Raw genomic sequence first — 17,209 nt, 5'->3', positions numbered from 1 at the left:
TGTAGGCAATAATGAATATATCAAGAGTATTACTTTTTAAGAGGATAATGTAAAAAGTAATTGGTAGAGACATAGAAATCTTTGTAATAGAAGCGAATGCCTGATGATATTACTGAGGAAAGGTGCATATTTTCATTGATATGTAAATATGCACCTTTTCTATTGTATTTGCAATTTAATAAAGTTAATTTGAATTTATGTAACGCACATATATGAAGCCATCTTTTAAAAAAGGAAGTGATTTATCATACACATTCAAGCTGTGAAAATACCAAAGAATATTGAAAGTCATTTGTTTAAGCAACTTAGTAACTTGGTTTCAAATGAGAAGAAAGAACGAATGAAGCGTTTATTAAACTCATGTGACGTTAATAGGACCCTGATAGGGGATTTACTAATCCGATCTCTAATCTGCCAAAAGTATAAAATTAATAATGAAGAAATTAGATTTAAATATAATGAGTATGGAAAACCTTTTGTTGAAAATTTTTCTGACTTTCATTTTAATCTGTCACATTCAGGAGAATGGGTGGTTTGTACTACTGCTAATTTTAATGTGGGTATTGATATAGAAAAGATTTCAGAGATAGAGGCTCTTAAATTAGCAAAAGAATTTTTTTCAGCGGATGAATTTTATGATATATCTAATATGAATTCTGATGAACAAAATAATTGTTTTTTTGATTTATGGACATTAAAAGAAAGCTATATAAAAACGATTGGAAAAGGGCTTTATACCCCATTAAATTCATTCTCTATAAAAAAAGAATCACGAACTTTAATTTCATACAAGAATATACCTAAAAACTTTTACTTTAAACAATATAACATTGATCCAAATTATAAGTTATCTGCTTGTGCAACAAGGGATGAATTTCCGCAAGAGATAATAATTAAAGACATTTATGCAATTTTCCAAAATATATACAAATTTGAAAGTAAGGAGAAAATCAATGCAGAAGACTAAACTTTTTTGCTTTCCACATGCTGGGGGATCTGCGTTTAGTTACGCAAAATGGAAAAATCACTTTAATCCATATATTGAGGTAGTCCCGATAGAGTTAGCTGGTAGAGGATATAGAATTGAAGAAAACTTGTACCAAAGTATGGAAGAGGCAGTAAATGATGTTTACAATAAAATAGTTATGCAGATAGATGATTCGCCCTACATTCTATTCGGGCATAGCATGGGAAGTTTGATCGCCTATGAAGTGGCCAGAAAAATAAAAGATTCTAAAAACGTATCGCCTGAATTTCTTGTTTTGTCCGGTAGAAATCATCCAAATAGTAAAATAAAAAATATCCGACATAATCTTTCTAATGAGCAATTTAAAAGAGAAGTTATTGCAATGGGAGGTACACCATCTGGGGTACTGCAATCAGAAGAATTAATGGAGATTTTTCTCCCTATTCTAAGAGCAGATTTTAAAATCGTTGAGACGTATATTCATGACAAAAATACACAACCATGTGATATTGATTTTCTTATATTTAATGGGGAAAATGATGAATTTACTACATATGATCAAGTAATAAAATGGGAACGATACACAAGTAAAACGTGTACTTTTCATTCTTTTGAAGGTAATCATTTCTTTCTAAATGAAAATATTGAAGAAATAGCAAATAGTATTAAAAGAAAGTTAGATTCTAAAAGATTATCAAATAGTTTTTAGTTTTTTAAGTATACTCATAGCTAACAAAGAAAAATATGAAAGATGAAAAATACAGGCATTGCTGAAATTTTATTGAATATATGCATAGAATCCTAAACGAACTGTTTAAAGGCAGAGACTCTAAGCAAAATGTATATGAATTAACTTTAGTTTAAGTTGGCTTTACCTATAATACCATTTAGAGTCTTTATTATACTTAGTACAAAGTACATAATAGTTAGGGATGCTGTATGTAAAGCTAATGAATATGTGAAGTGAAAAGGCCGACTCTTATAATTATGAGTGGGCCTTTTGGTTTTATGGATATCAAATTAGTGAGCAACATTTCAAAGCGTATCTTGTGATATAACTAAGTAGATTTTTTTAAACAAGGGGATGATGAGATGAATAAATTGAAGGGGAAAATTGCATTAGTAACAGGGGCTAGTAGAGGGATAGGTCGAAGTATTGCCTTACATTTGGCACAGGCTGGTGCGTTAGTCGTTGTTCACTATAGTAAAAGAAAAGAAGAAGCAGAAAGTGTAGTGGATAAAATTAAAAAAGATGGCGGTTCCGCATTTGCGATTCGTGCAGACTTAAGTACTTTTAATGGCATTAATAAATTGTATTCAATGATGGATCAATCTCTTCAAAAATATATAGGTGATACTACATTTGATATCCTTGTAAACAACGCTGGAATTGGGCAGGTGTTAACGATAGAGGAATCTACGTTTGAAATATATGTAATGTTTAGATACCTAAAGGAGTCTACGTTTTTTAGTAGGGTCTTTCTAGCTAATGATAAGGTACCAGCAAATAAACTATTTTGTCTAATTGACAAATAGAAAGTTTACATAACGTTTTTCTGGTAAATAATTATGAGTCAAATAGTGTGATCAATTAAGTTATTTAGTCCTAAATCATAAGATTTTAATACAAAATACTATAATTTGATTAATAATAGTAGTGAAAAAATATTAAATATATCTAAGTTTTAAAGCGAATATTAGAAACCGGTGTACCGCATTCTTATTTCAATAGCACATATGCAAGTATTAAAGTCCAGAACTCATCTGGTAGCGTTATGTACAATAAGGAAATTATGGGAAATAGACAACAAAATGCTGAAACGCAAACAGTACCTGTAAAAGAGGGAGATTATATAGAATTTACTCATATAGGAGGGGAAGCAGCAAAGGAAAAAACACGCGCGACTTTAACTAACCTTGAGAATGGAAAACAGGAATATATCGGAAAGAAAAGAACATATGGGGTTACATCTACAGGATTAATAAGACAATAAACGTATAAAAAAGTTGGGGAAATCCCCAACTTTTTTATACGTTTTAGTCAAGAAGATTCCTTCTTCAAGGAATACGAAGTGAGTAGGTAGAGGTAAATTGGCTTCGAATAAGGTATGGCAGGAAGCTTTATCAATAAGTATGCAAATATTTAAAAAACTAATTTTTATACAAAAAGTGTATACTTACGACAAAAAAATTTACCTTAACCAACAATTTTGCTTTTAGTAAATTTAAGGTGTGTAATTAATATACATTTTTCGAGGAAAACACAGAATTCTGTCAAATTATCTTCATTTACATGACTGTGAACGTGGTATAAAAATGAAGCATATCCAAAATTATTAAAGGGGCTGAAAAAATGATTAAAAAACTTATTATTGGTTCTGTTGTTTTAGGAACAGCAATAGGAGTAAGTAAACCTACATTTGCTTCAACAAATTATTCTCCATCACAGTTTCAAGATAGGGGAGATGCCCAAGTTCAATCAATACCATCGCCATGGCAGTATTTAGGGCAAACCTCTAGGGAACTTCAAATTAAAACTAAGGATCCAAAAGTGCTTGCTTTTGAATTAGCAAAAGAAGCTCCATTTTACGAAGATGAATTAGTGGATGTGTGTTTTGCAATCTTAAGAGAAAATGTAGATGTAGTATATTGGACAAGTAAGGAATGGGCTAGATTTGAAGTAGGAAATTACGAGTTTAAACATGAAATGAAAATTTATAGAGATAAAGAACGTCAGCAATTAATTACTTCAATAGAATCATAAAAAAAGAAGCTATCTTTAGTAAGATATGCATCCAATAATGTAGACAGGAAAAGAGAGCACATAAAACTGTTGCGATATTGGAAAGTAAACTAAAAAAACAAGTATAATTACTTGTTTTTTTAGTTACAGTAATTATTTAGAAGGCTTAGCTTGTATATGTTCACATATATTTATTGGATAACCATAATCCTCTCTATACTATGATTGGGATACAAAAGCTAGAAAGGTATCAATCCATTTATTCTTAAATTGAATTACCATTCCTCCGTCATGGTAGGTTTCGTTATATTTTGAAAAAACACTTCACAAACAATATGTATTACTTTATGGGAACATTATTAAATTTGAACGATATTAACAATGCTTTGTTGATAATTAGCTAAAAAAGTATTGTACGATTAAATGTATTGTGTTACATTTGTGTTACAAGGTTGTTACGAAATATTATAATTATTTCTATATCATTTCCTTTTGTTTCCTTAATGTTACGAAAGGTATAGACGTGTTATGTGTATAGGAGTGTGTGTAGTAAAGAGTCTGAGTTGAAAATACGTGCACACTTTAAATTTCCTTTCTGTCTGAATGAAGAAGACTACCAACTAATTAAAGGGTTCAAAGTAACAACTTTAAATAAAATGTGCTTCCTTTCCCACACACAATTTAGTACATATTTAAAGTACAGCCTAGTTGCTACACAGACTCTTGTACATATAAACATTAAGGTGAAATAGAGATAAGGATTTATTACATAATAAGCATTACTTAGCTAAACGTAAAAATATTATCTGTGCATTTTTATGAAATGTTAAAATGTCTAGATGATATTTTTTGAAGATTTCTTGGATATGTTTATGAATAACAATTTCTAATACTTAATGATTCTCTACTACTGCAATATCCAATAATTTATGTAATAGGATTTATAAGGTGTATGTACATTCACTTATATAGGGAAAATGAGGTTTTTCATATGAAGTATAGTTATAAAGTGTTTATATTTATTTGGACAATTATTTTATTGTTTTTTCTACTTTATTATGGTTACAGTGAAATTTCTGATACCAAGAAAGTGCCAGTTATAACAATCAAAAAATAGAAGTAAAGAATATTGAGAAAACCAAATGAGATAAAAATAGATACAGTAGAAAGGCTACTACAGGAAGTAATTAATCGTACGAAGTTAGATGGTGAAAATACATCTCTTTATAAAGATGCTATTCATGCAAGGTCGTTATCAAGTGGTCATAACCCATCGAGAACATGGGTAAAAACGTTACAAGGAAGTATGGGGGGATAGAATTCCAGAAGGCTGGAGGATATGTGGTGAAAATGTGTATGCTTGTCATGGCATTCACTACACAGCACTGACGTCCTATTTTTATGTCTTTTCAATATAGAATGAGAAAAATGAATGTTTATCGTGGGATGCAGCAGTTGCATGGTGTAAAAAGTTAGGCCTTGCACACGTTCCAGTGTTATATCGTGGCCCCTATAATGAAAAGGTAATTCGTTTGTGCTACAACGGTACTTCACTCTTTGGAGGGATTCAGGAGGGGTATGTACTTAGATTAACGGATGCGTTTCACTATAATGATTTTTCAAAATCCATAGGGGCATTTGTTCGAAAAGACCATGTGCAAACCAATCAGCACTGGATGACACAAGCGGTTATCCAAAATAAATTAGCAAAATAAAAACACGCAATTCCAAATGGAACTGCGTGTTTTTTCTTTTTTTAGCATCATTTGACGTTCATGTATGGTTACTCTTATTAGAGAATATGTCCCCTAACCACGGAAAACTATTAATTTATTAGTTTTTATTCGTAACTTTTAAAGTATCTAATACGACTTTAGTTGTGTCTGCAATAAGCTTATCATCATATTCTGCATCTTCTTTATCATGATTAGAAAGGATGGCAAGAACAATTGGCTTTTTATTTGGTGGCCAAATAATTGCAATATCATTCCTTGTTCCATAAGATCCTGCGCCTGTTTTATCAGCTACTTCCCATCCTTTTGGTACGCCCGCACGAATCAACTTATCTCCAGTCGTATTTCTCTTCATCCAATCTACTAATAATTCACGTTTCTCTGTTGGAAGTGCAGATCCTAATGTAAATGATTGAAGTGCCTTAGCGATCGCTTCTGGTGTACTGGTATCGCGCGTTTCTCCAGGATGTACTTCATTTAATTCAGGTTCAAATCGTTCAGATTTAGTAACCGTATCTCCCGTTTCTCTCAAGATTTTTTCAAATGCGGATGGACCACCTAACTTTTTAAGAATTAAATTATGTGCCGTACTGTCACTATATCGAACAGAAGCATCTGCAAGTTCTTTTAACGTCATTCCTGTATACACATGCTTTTCTGTAATTGGATTATAATTAGAAAGGTCTTCACGCGTATACGTAATCCCTTCATCAAGAGCTTCTATTGAGTTCTGACGTAAAAGAGCTCCCGCTGCTAATGATTTAGATGTAGAGGCAAATGCAAAACGATCATTTGAATGATAAGCAATAGTTTGATTTGTACCTGTATCCAGAGCATAAATACCAAGCTTAGCATTATATTCTTTTTCAAGCTTAGCAAAAGAATCATGACCTGTATTTTCTTGTTTAATTTGCTTTATTTGTTTTGTTTGCTTAGGTGGTCCAGATGGAGTATTACTATTAGAACACCCTATTAGTGTTACACATGAAAGTAATACGACAGGTACAATCTTTTTGTAGGTAAAGAACTTGTTTAAAACGTACATGAATTTTCAACCTCTTTCAACGATATATGGATTTTGTTTTGGTATTTTAAATACCGATGTTAATTAAAGCGGGTGTTGGATACCGATACTTCTGAAGTTGAATTTTAACAGGCTAAGCAGAACCAAAGCGTTTATATGAATGAACAGTTGCTGTTTAGGGTGTTTCTTTTTTTATAGTTTACCTGTGAAAGTATTAAACTCGTAACATTTAAATGAAGTATCTCAATACACACTTTTTTACATCACTTTACTTTGGGGAATAATAAGTCCTTTCATATTTTTAGGGATACACATAATAGACACTCTAAGTAATAAATTTGTTCCATTTTAACTTGGTAAATGGTAAAGAAAATACAATGAATTGTAAATGAAATCTGTACGGGAATCTAGTACCGTATAGTACAGTGCATATGAAAAACTCCTCAATGCTATCTCTCAAAAAATAATAATTCTCGGCTTTATAGACTGTATTTTCAAAAATATTGCGAACTTGTAAGAAAAATGAAAGGTAATTCAATATGAGATAAACAACCTTACTACAATGAAAAACAGAATCATTATTAAAATCATGAGATACGATATCAAGTTATTTGCGTGTTTAATACATTTGACCAAATATTCCAGTTTTAATAGGAAAAGTCAAAATGTAGACAAGTATCTTCTATCAAATCTCATTCTTAGTGTGTACATTTGGAGGGAATTTCTCATATGAAATTAGTAAAAGTAAAAGATCTTAGTTAGGAGAAAGATGAGAATGCTAACAAATTCTATGGGAAGGTGAAGAAAGAAGGTAGCGTAGGTCTATTCATTAAGAGTAAGCTTGAGGAGATTATATCAGCTAAGTTACTCTTTAGCGACACAGTTAATCCTGAGGGGGATGAGACAATTACAAAAGAACAGCAAGTTGAATTTCACTTCTAAGAGGGGGCAGACGCCTCTCTTTTTTTATGTCGCAAATAGCATTAATTCGTTAAGTAATTTATATGAGATTATCTTAAATAAGTTAGTTAAGAAAGAAAAATAAAAGTGAGTAACAAGATAAAAATATACAGGTACGTAAAAAATAAGGAAGTTGTATTTGCAAGTGTTTTAGTTGGGTGTGATATCAACCGTATGGGTAAAGATGAATATTACGTTCAAATTAATATGGATGGAAAAGGAGGAGTTTCAAAATCTATGGATGGTAAAGTGATGGGAAAGGAGTATGAATATACATTATCGGGTTTTGATAAGGAAGGTAAAGAAAAAGAGTTAGAATTTATCGCACAAAAGAATCTTCGTAAAGAAGCATTCCTACGTGTATATCATTTAGATAAAAAGGTGTAACAGTTTGGGAGGAAGTGCTGGAAGACGGGATCCCTAAGAAAGCAAAAAAACTAGGTGTGAAATAATCAGTTATTTGTGATGGTGGATTCTCCTAGGTGGAGGGTTCGCCGTTTTTTATTATATGTTATGTTGTGGTTTTTATATAAAGCATATTGAAAAGATGGATTAAATCTTCTGGAATGATGTCTCCATAATTAATAACTTGTACAATAACCTTTCAATTATCACTAAATCCATTCATATCAACAAGTTGTCCCATATATCCCTTTGTAGCAATATCTTTTAAAGTACGCTAAAAAATACTCTTTATTTTATCTTTATCTTATCTTTACCTTATCTTTAAATTTTTATATTAAACTTGAAACCTTAAAGTATTGATGTATGAGTCTAAAAGGGTGGGAGATAGATGTTCATTACATAGTTTATATATAACCAATTACCTTTGAAAAATTGCATTTCTTATACGAGGAGGAATATATGAAGGATACAAGTAAAAAACAAATTATAAAAGTGTTCCTTATTAGTATTTTAGGCTTAGGAACAATACTTGGAATGCTATATTTTAATCATAAAACCAATATTCAACAAAATAAAGCGCTAGCCACCGAAAAACGTGTATTGCAATATGAATCTACCTTGAAGAAAGAATTAGAAAAATATAATTTAGGAGAGAAAACAGCAGTTTTATTAGGAATTATGTACCAAGAGAGTAGAGGTGAGGGAAACGATCCTATGCAGTCATCCGAATCACTTGGATTAAAGCCAAATGAAATTCAAGAGACAAGCTTGAGCATTGAACAAGGGGTAAAACACTTTGCTAAAATGTACAAATATGGAACGGACAAGGATGTTAGCATGGATACAATTATTCAAAGCTATAATATGGGGCCAGGTTATATTGATTTTGTTGCTAGTCAAGAAGTTAAACAACACTCGGAGGATTCAGCCAAAAAGTTTTCTAAGATGAAAGTTGATCAAAATCCAGCGATGTATACTTGTGGTGGAAATAAAAATAATTTTAGGTATCCATATTGTTATGGTGATTTCAAATATGCCACAAAGGTAAATGAAAAAACAAAACTTATTGAAGAGCTTCTTCGAAATGTACATAGCGCTTCTAAATAAGTTGCAGAATGAAATATAATGATACCGTCAGTTAATAATAATAATAGCTAAGAAAAAACTACTTCCTTTCTTAATTCACATAATTTTCAAAAATAAATCCTGTGGATGTTAATATTTGTTATATAATATATTTGTCAAAGCATTACCCCTAAAGTTTCTACAGTCAATCTGTAAGATAGTTTGTTTGGCTCGTATATTCACCTTAAACTAAAAAGAACTTGTAGAGAGTCCTACAAGTTCTTTTTGTTTTAAGGGTTAAATGTGGATTTCAAATATAGTTGCAATTTTTTGAGGGGGAAAAGTAAATGTTTATAAAAACAGAAAGATTATTAATACGGAAATTTGAGTTCAAAGATTGGCAAGCTGTTCATGAGTATACATCAGATATCAATGTTATGAAATACATACCTGAAGGGGTTTTTACTGAAGAAAATACAAGAAACTTTGTGAATGAAAACATTGGTGAAAACGCTAAGAACTTTCCTGTAGTATTAATTGATAAAGATATTCTGATTGGTCATATAGTTTTTCATAAATATTTTGGTGAGCATACATATGAGATTGGTTGGGTGTTCAATCCTAAATATTTCAATAAAGGATATGCTTCTGAAGCAGCACAAGCTACATTGGAATATGGCTTTAAGGAAATGAAATTACATAGGATTATAGCTACATGTCAACCACAAAATACCCCATCATATCGAGTAATGGAGAAGATTGGAATGAGAAGAGAAGGCTATTTCAGGAAGTGTATACCACATGGGAATGAATGGTGGGATGAATATTATTACGCTATTTTAGAAGAAGAGTAGTGTTTCAGAATGCATCATTTAAATTGACACTCTTATTCCTAAATAGGCAAGTTGACTATCTTTATTGGGGATTCTTGCTACTAAAGGCGAAGTTTATTTTTAGTATCGCTGACGTGCAAAACTTTGTATAATCTGATCTTATCTTATCTCTAAATCACAACTGTTACCCCATCACCATCAAGTTAAAGTTTCATTTTATTTTGCTAACTTGATCGTGATGTGACGTAACCTTAATTATTTAAAAATTTTAAAAAGGCCCCTTAGTCATGTTAAAGGGACCTTGATCACGCAAATGATCTGTAAACCAATTCATTTTATATATATAGATCATTTGTATAATAATTTTTATAAATAATTGCTAAATAGTGAATTTACATAAATGCTTTTAGTAGTTCTTGAATTAATGGGATTGCTCCACCTATAAATTTTAAAACTGCCATTGCGATTTCCATATTATTCTCTCCTCTTTTTCGTATTAAGATGTAATAAATCTTTATAACCTTATTATAGTAAGCGCTTGCAATTATAACAATACATTTTCGTATGCAATATTGCATATTTATACATTAGATCTCTATTATTCATTTTTTAATGGTACTATAGCGAGGTGAGAGTCTTTAAGGGTTCTGCTTAATAGGAGGAAATATGGAAAGAGTGCAAGCGATTTACAGTAATCAAAAATTTAAGAGTTGGGTTAAACAGGTATTAGCTGTAGGAGGAGTAATAGGGTGCTGTTATTTGGTGTTATATGTTTTCTGTTTCTTAGTTATCATGTAAATAGTATACAACTAAACTAGTAGAGTCTTGCCTAGAAAGGTAAGGCTCTTTTATTGTAGTACCTGGAGATGAGCAAACTACATACAATATCTCTCAGGTTTTTCAGATCACTTTGTACGGTTTCTTGTTTAGAACACTAATTCCTAGCATTGAAAACAGAATTCTATGGATAAAAAATATGTTTTTACTAGATACATATTAAAAAGACAAGCATAAACTATATTAGATTTTGACAAAGTCTTTTTGATTTCGAAAAGGATTTAAATCTTACTTATAGATTTGATTCCTTTTTATATAATATAATCCTTATATTGATACGTAAATATAATACAGTAATAATGATTTAAAAGCAAGAATTTTAGTAGCGGTACATTCACACATCCATCAACTTAAGATTTTAAAGTAGCTCTTAAACAAAAAAATTCTTTTTTTAATTAATTAATAGTAAACAAGAAAGATTGGCAAATTAACAACTAAAGAGATTTATTCAGGTAAAATCTATCAAAAGGTCCTTTACAAAATTTATACATAATTCAATTACAAAATAATGTAAAAATTATGCATTTTTGTAAAATAAATTCATTGACACTTGTGTATATAAGTAACTATACTCGTTACATCAAATTGGATGCGTGTTAATACGATTTCATTATTATGACAAACATGTAAATATAAAAATAGAAAATCTCAATTTGATAAATACAATGGTAGAGGTGTTTATTTTAATGAAGCACAAATTAATTGCAACAGGTATCCTTGCAGGAGCTATATTATCCTATTCTTCTAATATTTTAGCAGATACTCATAAATTCCCTGATGTTCCTACATGGGCTGATAAATCCGTTAATTATTTAGTTGATAAACAGGTATTAAATGGTTATCCAGATGGAACTTTTGGTTCAAATGACTCATTAGACAGAGCTTCGGCTACAAAAATTATGACAAAAGTTTTAGGTATACAAATTGATCCTAATGCAAAACCATCTTTTACAGATTCACAAAACCACTGGGCTACTCCTTATATTGCTGCTGCTGAAAAAGCTGGGATTGTTAAAGGTGAAGGTAATGGAATCTTCAATCCATCCGGAAAAGTAACTCGCGCTGCTATGGCTACGATGCTAGTAAATGCATATAAACTACAAAGCACACCAAATCATAATGATCAGGTTAGATTTGAAGATTTAAAAGGGCATTGGGGAGAAAAATATGCCAATATTTTAATAGATTTAAAAATCTCTAATGGTACCGAGAACGGTTGGCAACCAAATAGATTTATAACACGTGCTGAAGCTGCTCAACTTACTGCAAAAACAGATATGTTACAACAAAATTTAAACGATGAAAAAGAGGTTATTACTGCTACCTCATATGAAGATTTAAATTTAACAGTGGCTTCGAAAATTACAGCTCAAGAGATTGATAGTTTTATTGCGAAATATCACTCGGATAGTCCTTTAGTTGGACATGGGCAAGATTTTATCAATGCGCAAAATCAATATGGCGTGAGTGCTCATTATTTAGCAGCGCATGCGATTTTAGAATCTGGATACGGAAAATCAGAAATCGCATATCAAAAACATAATCTATTCGGTCTACGTGCATATGATGGAGATCCGTTTAAATATGCAAAATATTTACCAAGCTACGGGGATAGCATTGCTTATAACGCTAATTATGTACGAGAAAGATATTTAGAAGAAAGTGGTATGTATTATAACGGCCCAACATTAACTGGCATGAATGTGAAATATGCATCAGATAAAGGCTGGGCTAAGAAAATTGCGGGTATTATGGAACGTATTAAACCGTTTCATGTAGAAGACTATACATATGCAAAAAAATTACCAAAGAATCCTGAAACATTAGATGTCGACGCGTTATCGAATGAAATTCCATATAAAATGTATGCAGACGGTTCAAGCTCAAATGTTGTATCATCAGCTGCTTACTACCAGGTACCTTATCCATTTAATTTAAAAATTAAAAGTAGACCAGATGTAGCTGTCGAGGAGAATAAAGTTGGTACAGTAACCCCTGGAACAACCATCTTTATTTATCGTGAAGATCCAAATGGATGGGTAGAATTCTCTTTTGAAGCTAATGGAGAAAAATATTGGACATTAAAAAATAAATTAAGTATGTAATTAAAAAGATCTATTTTATTAGTTTTAATCTCATATAATTGGGAGACAAGTTTTTTAATTTCTTAAAATAAAATTAAGTATACAAGAAAAGTTAGAGAATTATTTTCTCTAACTTTTCTTCGCTAGTATTTGAAATTAAAAAGATGGTGGAGTTACCCCAAATATAACAGTGACTTTGTTTAAAGAAGTGTTTTCCCATTTATGCTTTGTATAAGGTGGGATTTTAACACTATCACCTGTATTGAGAAGTAAAACCTCATCATTTAGATATAGTTTTACTTGTCCCTCCATAATAAATGCTATTTCTTCCCCTTTATGTGCCACAGGCTCCATAGATGAAGCAGTTTCAGGGAACAGATTCATTAAAGCCAATTCTAGTGCTCCATCTAAATTAGGAGATAATAACTCATATGAAACATTGCCGCTTTCAGGAAAAGTTATTTTTTTCCTTTGGTTAGCTCTTACAACTAATTCTTCTGTATTGGTATCCTCTAAGAAAAAGTTAAACAATGGAATATTTAGTGCTACAGAAATTAATTTTAGTGTTTGTAATGAAGGATTTGTGATTCCTTTTTCAATCTGACTTAACATGGAAGGTGTTATATCAGCTAACTCTGCTAAACGTTTACTGGTTAATCCGGCCCCTTTTCTAAATGCCCTAATTTTGTGACCAACATTAATATCGTTCATATATGTAATCCCCTTTAAATAAGTAAATAAAATTAAATTATTATTAATTTTATTTACTTATACTTAATATATTGTTAATATATACTTAATTATAATAAATTATTATTAATTTTAAAACATCATATGTACATATGGCAGCAGCTGCGAAAAAATGGGAAAAAGATTTAATTAGAAACAAAGGGGTTACTATTTTTAAATATACAGCGGGCTATAGTAAAGCAGTAGAAGAAGGAAGAATACAAGTTAATAAGAATCAAATGTGCTATTTGATTGACGATGAAAAATCAAAGCATTTATTTTAAGGTTATGCAGTAGCTGATACTCGTCTGAATAATTGATATACAAATAAAAGTTGGTGAATGGCATCCTCTATTTGTATATCTACCATGTGGAATAGGATTTGGTGGAGTTTCATTCAGTTTAAAAATTATGGTATGTGATCATGTACATGTAATTTTTGCTGGGCCTACCCATTCTCCGTATATGCTATTAGGTATGATGACCGGATTATATGATGGGATTTCCATACAAGATTTTTAATGAAAAGGAATCTAATAAGTAAAGGACAACTTAAGAGTAGACTTCAATGCTGTATTGTAAAATTTTTAAGGAAGTGAAAATAGTATGAAATCAGCTTTAAATAGTATTATGATCTCTTCGATTCTTGCAGTAGGAGGGATCATTGCGCTTTTGTTTAATTTAATGGGGGATCAAGATTGGATCTGGAATTGGGTAGGGCTATTACTGGCATATCTATCTTTGGGCATTTTAATCGGTTTATATAATAAAACTGTGGATCACAAAACATTTCCTAAAATACTAAAAAGAACTTTGTTTATTTCCTTTAATGCTACTATATTAGGGATAATAATAGGGGTAACATACCAACTATTAGGAAAGTGGAATCTTACTATAATGATGTATTATTGGTTGATAATTTTATTACTACATTTAATTACTATAATAACATTAGTCATCCTAGTATTTGAAAACCGTAATAGTAAAAATTATAGCTTACTATATAGTTTTATTATAATTTTAAACATTGTCCTTACCTTAGGACCAGTATTATTTCCAGTAGTTCTGACTATTATAGGAAATGCCATAAACGCTAGTGCAGGGCACTAATTTTCACCTATACAGATTATTATTAAGATAGAAAGAAGATTATAATATGAAAATTAAGCTTAAGAAAAAGAGAATTATAAGTGTATTGTTGGCTATTACTTTAGTAGCAATAGGGTATTACGTGTTTCAATCTATTACGAATCCTAAGCTGGTAAATGCGGAAGAGGCAAATAGTGTTCAGCAAGTGAGCAGTCTACCTAAAAATGAATTAAAAAAATTGATACCTAATCGTTTTGATGGTAAAGAAAGAAAAGTTGCATATTTAACTTTTGATGATGGACCTGGAAAATATACAGCTAATCTATTAGATGTACTAAAGAAAAATGATGTGAAAGCAACATTCTTTTTAATTGGCGATAATGTGAAAAGGTTCCCAGATTTAGTGAAACGAGAGCATGTAGAAAACAATTATGTGGGCATGCATAGTATGACACATGATTTTAAAAAGCTATACACCAATCAGGAATATGTGAAGGAAATGAAAGAAGATCAATCTTTAATTAGAAACGTTATTGGATACACACCGAAATTAACACGTCCACCATATGGATCAATGCCTGGCTTAAATGAATCACTTCGAAATGAAGTGGTAGGAAATAATTTGAAAGTATGGGATTGGACAATTGATTCTTTAGATTGGAAATACAATAAATTACCCGTTGATGTAGCAGCTGCAAAGATTGTTCAAAATGTCTTAGCAGGTGCGACGTCTTCAAAGGAAATTGTTTTAATGCACGATATTCATCCACAATCTGTCGCGGCAGTTCCAGCAATTATAAAAGGGTTAAAAGAAAAAGGGTACGAATTTGAAGCTTATGATGAGAACAATCATTTTCCAATAAACTTTTGGCATGATAATCGTATATAAAGAGATATATTAGTTAAAAGAAAATCAGAATGGAATAAGCAATTCATATAGGGTTTAAATATTTGTAAGAGCGTGTTTAGATAGATCAAAACACGCTCTTTTTACTGAACTATTTTATTGTAGATTTAAGTATAGGCTTTCTAATTTTAGAAAAATTTATATGATTTTTTCATTCATTTCTACATAAGCGTTGGATATTTCGTATGTTTGGCCAGAATGAAAAGAGTTTATTAAACCATTCATTATTCACGTTCTTCTTCATATATTTGTACCACAATTATTTTTTTGTTGTTAAAACTAGTTTTTAAGAAGCATATGTTTTAGCAACTGCAGAAATTCTGTATCACTTTTATCATTTTTTATATAATCCTGTTCGTAGTTAAAAATCATTCGTACTAACATAAAAGCTGTAAGCGGTAATGGTACCTTATGCAAAGCTCCTTGCTGATAACCTTTTTCGAGCAAATTACTTATCATGTTAATTGCTTCTTCTTCAGATTGTTTAAAACAAGTTGTAATTTCAGGTGAATGGTACTCTTTATATTCTTGAAAGAGTGTAGAAACAAACGGATCTTGATGATATTCTAGGCTGATATAATGAAGAATTTTTTGTATTCGAAGTAAAACATCTTTTTCTTCTTTATATAAATTAAATAATTGTGAGCGTTTGAGCTGAATATGACGCATATAGCAGTCACATAATATTTCAGTTTTATCTGTATAGTAATAATAAATAGTACCTTTACCAACTTTAGCTGTCTTTGCAATTTCATCAACCGTTGTGTTACGGACACCACGCGTAGAGAACAGTATTGTGGCAGATTGAATGATTTTCATTTTTTTATTTTCTTTTTCTTTTTCTAATTTGATCATTGTCTACACCCTATCCTTGAAATATTTAGCGAAGTTTTCTATCTTTACATTCTGTATTAGTTCATTTGTAATTTTGTAACTCCTAATAGAAAGTCCTCTATTTGCTTCTTATAGAATAACATACACCATTCTTATTTCTAGTATATAACTATAATAGAATGCAACTGTATCACTTAAGATAAAAATGAAAGTTTAAGGTAATAATTTTTTAATCGGACGATGATTTCTTTCTTGATTGAATTATTTGATTTTTTATTCAATTCATTTTATTATATAAACATGACTAAAAGATGTTTTTAGTCGGATTTTTTTACGGAAAACCGACTGATATTCAATTTTAGTCGGTTTCTATACTATTTGAGAGAAGGTAGACACTATGTGTGGAATTGTAGGGTGGATAGACTGGTCTAAAGACCTGTCTAATGAACAAGAAACGTTAAAAAAAATGACAGATGCTATCATTCACCGAGGACCTGACGCAGAGGGGCATTGGTTTTCAAAACGAGCGGCATTAGGTCATCGACGTCTCATCGTCATTGATCCTGAAGGTGGCCTTCAACCTATGCTCTATAAAGATGGAAATGATATGATTGGCCTTACGTTCAATGGAGAAATTTATAACTATCAAGAATTACGTAAAGAACTTGAGGAGAAAGGTCATAAATTTCAGACCAAGTCGGATACAGAGGTATTACTACATGCTTACTTAGAATGGCAAGAAGATTGTGTTCAACATCTAAATGGGATTTTTGCTTTTGGTATTTGGGATGAAAGATTTGGGAAATTGATGCTTGGTCGTGATCATCTAGGTGTGAAGCCTTTATTTTTTGCTCAAAGGGGAAGCGCAATTCTTTTTGGTTCAGAGTTAAAAGTTTTACTTTCGCATCCATTTGTAGATGCAGAGGTAGATAAAGAAGGACTTTCTGAAATATTCTGCCTTGGACCAACACGTACTCCTGGTCATGCTATTTTCAAGGA

14 protein-coding genes and 5 pseudogenes are annotated in these 17,209 nt (G+C 31.1%); 14 read left to right on the top strand and 5 right to left on the bottom strand.

Going from position 1 to position 17,209, the window contains the following annotated elements:
* Positions 1 to 262: 262 nt before the first annotated feature.
* The 5 genes and pseudogenes from AB6801_RS00095 to AB6801_RS00075 all read left to right on the top strand — a co-directional run bounded on the left by AB6801_RS00095 (position 263) and on the right by AB6801_RS00075 (position 3,731).
* On the top strand, positions 263 to 967 hold the full coding sequence (locus AB6801_RS00095; RefSeq protein WP_087875374.1) for a 4'-phosphopantetheinyl transferase family protein: 705 nt from the start codon (positions 263 to 265) through the stop codon (positions 965 to 967).
* Entirely contained in the window at positions 954 to 1,676 is a 723-nt protein-coding gene (locus AB6801_RS00090) for a thioesterase II family protein (protein WP_001172937.1), read from the top strand. The genes AB6801_RS00095 and AB6801_RS00090 overlap by 14 nt, the downstream gene beginning before the upstream one ends.
* Before the next feature lie 383 nt (positions 1,677 to 2,059).
* Positions 2,060 to 2,401 (top strand): annotated as a pseudogene (locus tag AB6801_RS00085) (SDR family NAD(P)-dependent oxidoreductase); the annotation flags it as partial.
* 251 nt (positions 2,402 to 2,652) lie between these two features.
* A pseudogene (locus tag AB6801_RS00080) lies at positions 2,653 to 2,961 on the top strand (putative mucin/carbohydrate-binding domain-containing protein); the annotation flags it as partial.
* Between the two features lie 359 nt (positions 2,962 to 3,320).
* A complete protein-coding gene (locus tag AB6801_RS00075; RefSeq protein ID WP_000592189.1) occupies positions 3,321 to 3,731 on the top strand; it encodes a hypothetical protein in 411 nt (136 codons plus the stop codon).
* Between the two features lie 198 nt (positions 3,732 to 3,929).
* On the opposite strand, the pseudogene AB6801_RS00070 reads toward AB6801_RS00075, so the two are convergent.
* Positions 3,930 to 4,016: pseudogene (locus tag AB6801_RS00070) on the bottom strand (DUF2278 domain-containing protein); the annotation flags it as partial.
* An 823-nt stretch (positions 4,017 to 4,839) separates the two neighbouring features.
* Between AB6801_RS00070 and AB6801_RS00065 the strand changes: the two are divergent.
* Both AB6801_RS00065 and AB6801_RS00060 read left to right on the top strand, forming a co-directional pair.
* On the top strand, positions 4,840 to 5,028 hold the full coding sequence (locus AB6801_RS00065; RefSeq protein ID WP_255262012.1) for an RNA ligase family protein: 189 nt from the start codon (positions 4,840 to 4,842) through the stop codon (positions 5,026 to 5,028).
* Between the two features lie 34 nt (positions 5,029 to 5,062).
* Positions 5,063 to 5,425, top strand: a pseudogene (locus AB6801_RS00060) (RNA ligase family protein).
* 118 nt (positions 5,426 to 5,543) lie between these two features.
* Here the strand turns inward: AB6801_RS00060 and blaIII are convergent.
* Positions 5,544 to 6,488 (bottom strand): class A beta-lactamase BlaIII, encoded by a 945-nt coding sequence (gene blaIII, locus AB6801_RS00055; protein ID WP_097999488.1) that lies wholly within the window; start codon positions 6,486 to 6,488, stop codon positions 5,544 to 5,546.
* Positions 6,489 to 7,526: 1,038 nt separating this feature from the next.
* On the opposite strand from blaIII, the pseudogene AB6801_RS00050 reads away from it, so the two are divergent.
* The 3 genes and pseudogenes from AB6801_RS00050 (at position 7,527) to AB6801_RS00040 (ending at position 9,751) form a co-directional block, all read left to right on the top strand.
* A pseudogene (locus tag AB6801_RS00050) lies at positions 7,527 to 7,879 on the top strand (YxeA family protein).
* Positions 7,880 to 8,291: 412 nt separating this feature from the next.
* Positions 8,292 to 8,939, top strand: coding sequence for a lysozyme family protein (locus tag AB6801_RS00045; protein ID WP_061654591.1), 648 nt, complete (start codon positions 8,292 to 8,294; stop codon positions 8,937 to 8,939).
* Positions 8,940 to 9,244: 305 nt separating this feature from the next.
* Positions 9,245 to 9,751, top strand: a complete 507-nt coding sequence (locus AB6801_RS00040; RefSeq protein WP_000470144.1) for a GNAT family N-acetyltransferase — start codon at positions 9,245 to 9,247, stop codon at positions 9,749 to 9,751.
* A 371-nt stretch (positions 9,752 to 10,122) separates the two neighbouring features.
* Here AB6801_RS00040 and AB6801_RS00035 read toward each other — a convergent pair whose 3' ends face one another.
* Positions 10,123 to 10,308 (bottom strand): hypothetical protein, encoded by a 186-nt coding sequence (locus AB6801_RS00035; protein ID WP_370941017.1) that lies wholly within the window; start codon positions 10,306 to 10,308, stop codon positions 10,123 to 10,125.
* A 945-nt stretch (positions 10,309 to 11,253) separates the two neighbouring features.
* Between AB6801_RS00035 and AB6801_RS00030 the strand changes: the two genes are divergently transcribed.
* The gene (locus tag AB6801_RS00030; RefSeq protein WP_016090209.1) at positions 11,254 to 12,672 is read left to right on the top strand and encodes an S-layer homology domain-containing protein; all 1,419 of its coding nucleotides are present in this window, start codon (positions 11,254 to 11,256) and stop codon (positions 12,670 to 12,672) included.
* A gap of 135 nt (positions 12,673 to 12,807) precedes the next feature.
* Here the strand turns inward: AB6801_RS00030 and AB6801_RS00025 are convergent, their stop codons facing one another.
* Complete coding sequence (locus tag AB6801_RS00025; RefSeq protein WP_000997924.1) at positions 12,808 to 13,362, bottom strand: helix-turn-helix domain-containing protein; 555 nt, start codon at positions 13,360 to 13,362, stop codon at positions 12,808 to 12,810.
* Between the two features lie 624 nt (positions 13,363 to 13,986).
* Here AB6801_RS00025 and AB6801_RS00020 point away from each other — a divergent pair.
* Together AB6801_RS00020 and AB6801_RS00015 are read left to right on the top strand one after the other, a co-directional pair.
* Positions 13,987 to 14,490, top strand: a complete 504-nt coding sequence (locus tag AB6801_RS00020) for a DUF3902 family protein (RefSeq protein WP_097999489.1) — start codon at positions 13,987 to 13,989, stop codon at positions 14,488 to 14,490.
* A 46-nt stretch (positions 14,491 to 14,536) separates the two neighbouring features.
* Positions 14,537 to 15,358 carry a peptidoglycan-N-acetylglucosamine deacetylase gene (locus AB6801_RS00015; RefSeq protein WP_000694605.1) on the top strand — a complete coding sequence of 274 codons (822 nt, stop codon included), beginning with the start codon at positions 14,537 to 14,539 and terminating at the stop codon, positions 15,356 to 15,358.
* 297 nt (positions 15,359 to 15,655) lie between these two features.
* On the opposite strand, the gene AB6801_RS00010 is transcribed toward AB6801_RS00015, so the two are convergent.
* Positions 15,656 to 16,231 carry a TetR/AcrR family transcriptional regulator gene (locus tag AB6801_RS00010; RefSeq protein ID WP_098394844.1) on the bottom strand — a complete coding sequence of 192 codons (576 nt, stop codon included), beginning with the start codon at positions 16,229 to 16,231 and terminating at the stop codon, positions 15,656 to 15,658.
* A 376-nt stretch (positions 16,232 to 16,607) separates the two neighbouring features.
* Here AB6801_RS00010 and AB6801_RS00005 point away from each other — a divergent pair.
* The coding region (locus tag AB6801_RS00005; RefSeq protein WP_370941016.1) for an asparagine synthetase B family protein at positions 16,608 to 17,209 on the top strand (602 nt) is incomplete at its 3' end.

Origin of the sequence: Bacillus sp. RCC_6_1 (assembly GCF_041360755.1) — a bacterium.
Lineage (GTDB): Bacteria > Bacillota > Bacilli > Bacillales > Bacillaceae_G > Bacillus_A > Bacillus_A cereus.
The sequence above is the reverse complement of the archived record's forward strand: the minus strand, read 5'-3'. Positions and strand labels throughout refer to the sequence as shown.

Excerpts from the sequence above, each read along its gene's own strand:
- AB6801_RS00040 (WP_000470144.1), top strand. The coding sequence starts at position 9,245 with ATGTTTATAAAAACAGAAAGATTATTAATACGGAAATTTGAGTTCAAA.
- blaIII (WP_097999488.1), bottom strand. The coding sequence starts at position 6,488 with ATGTACGTTTTAAACAAGTTCTTTACCTACAAAAAGATTGTACCTGTC.
- AB6801_RS00090 (WP_001172937.1), top strand. The coding sequence starts at position 954 with ATGCAGAAGACTAAACTTTTTTGCTTTCCACATGCTGGGGGATCTGCG.
- AB6801_RS00020 (WP_097999489.1), top strand. The coding sequence starts at position 13,987 with ATGAAATCAGCTTTAAATAGTATTATGATCTCTTCGATTCTTGCAGTA.
- AB6801_RS00010 (WP_098394844.1), bottom strand. The coding sequence starts at position 16,231 with ATGATCAAATTAGAAAAAGAAAAAGAAAATAAAAAAATGAAAATCATT.
- AB6801_RS00035 (WP_370941017.1), bottom strand. The coding sequence starts at position 10,308 with ATGCAATATTGCATACGAAAATGTATTGTTATAATTGCAAGCGCTTAC.
- AB6801_RS00075 (WP_000592189.1), top strand. The coding sequence starts at position 3,321 with ATGATTAAAAAACTTATTATTGGTTCTGTTGTTTTAGGAACAGCAATA.
- AB6801_RS00030 (WP_016090209.1), top strand. The coding sequence starts at position 11,254 with ATGAAGCACAAATTAATTGCAACAGGTATCCTTGCAGGAGCTATATTA.
- AB6801_RS00015 (WP_000694605.1), top strand. The coding sequence starts at position 14,537 with ATGAAAATTAAGCTTAAGAAAAAGAGAATTATAAGTGTATTGTTGGCT.
- AB6801_RS00045 (WP_061654591.1), top strand. The coding sequence starts at position 8,292 with ATGAAGGATACAAGTAAAAAACAAATTATAAAAGTGTTCCTTATTAGT.
- AB6801_RS00025 (WP_000997924.1), bottom strand. The coding sequence starts at position 13,362 with ATGAACGATATTAATGTTGGTCACAAAATTAGGGCATTTAGAAAAGGG.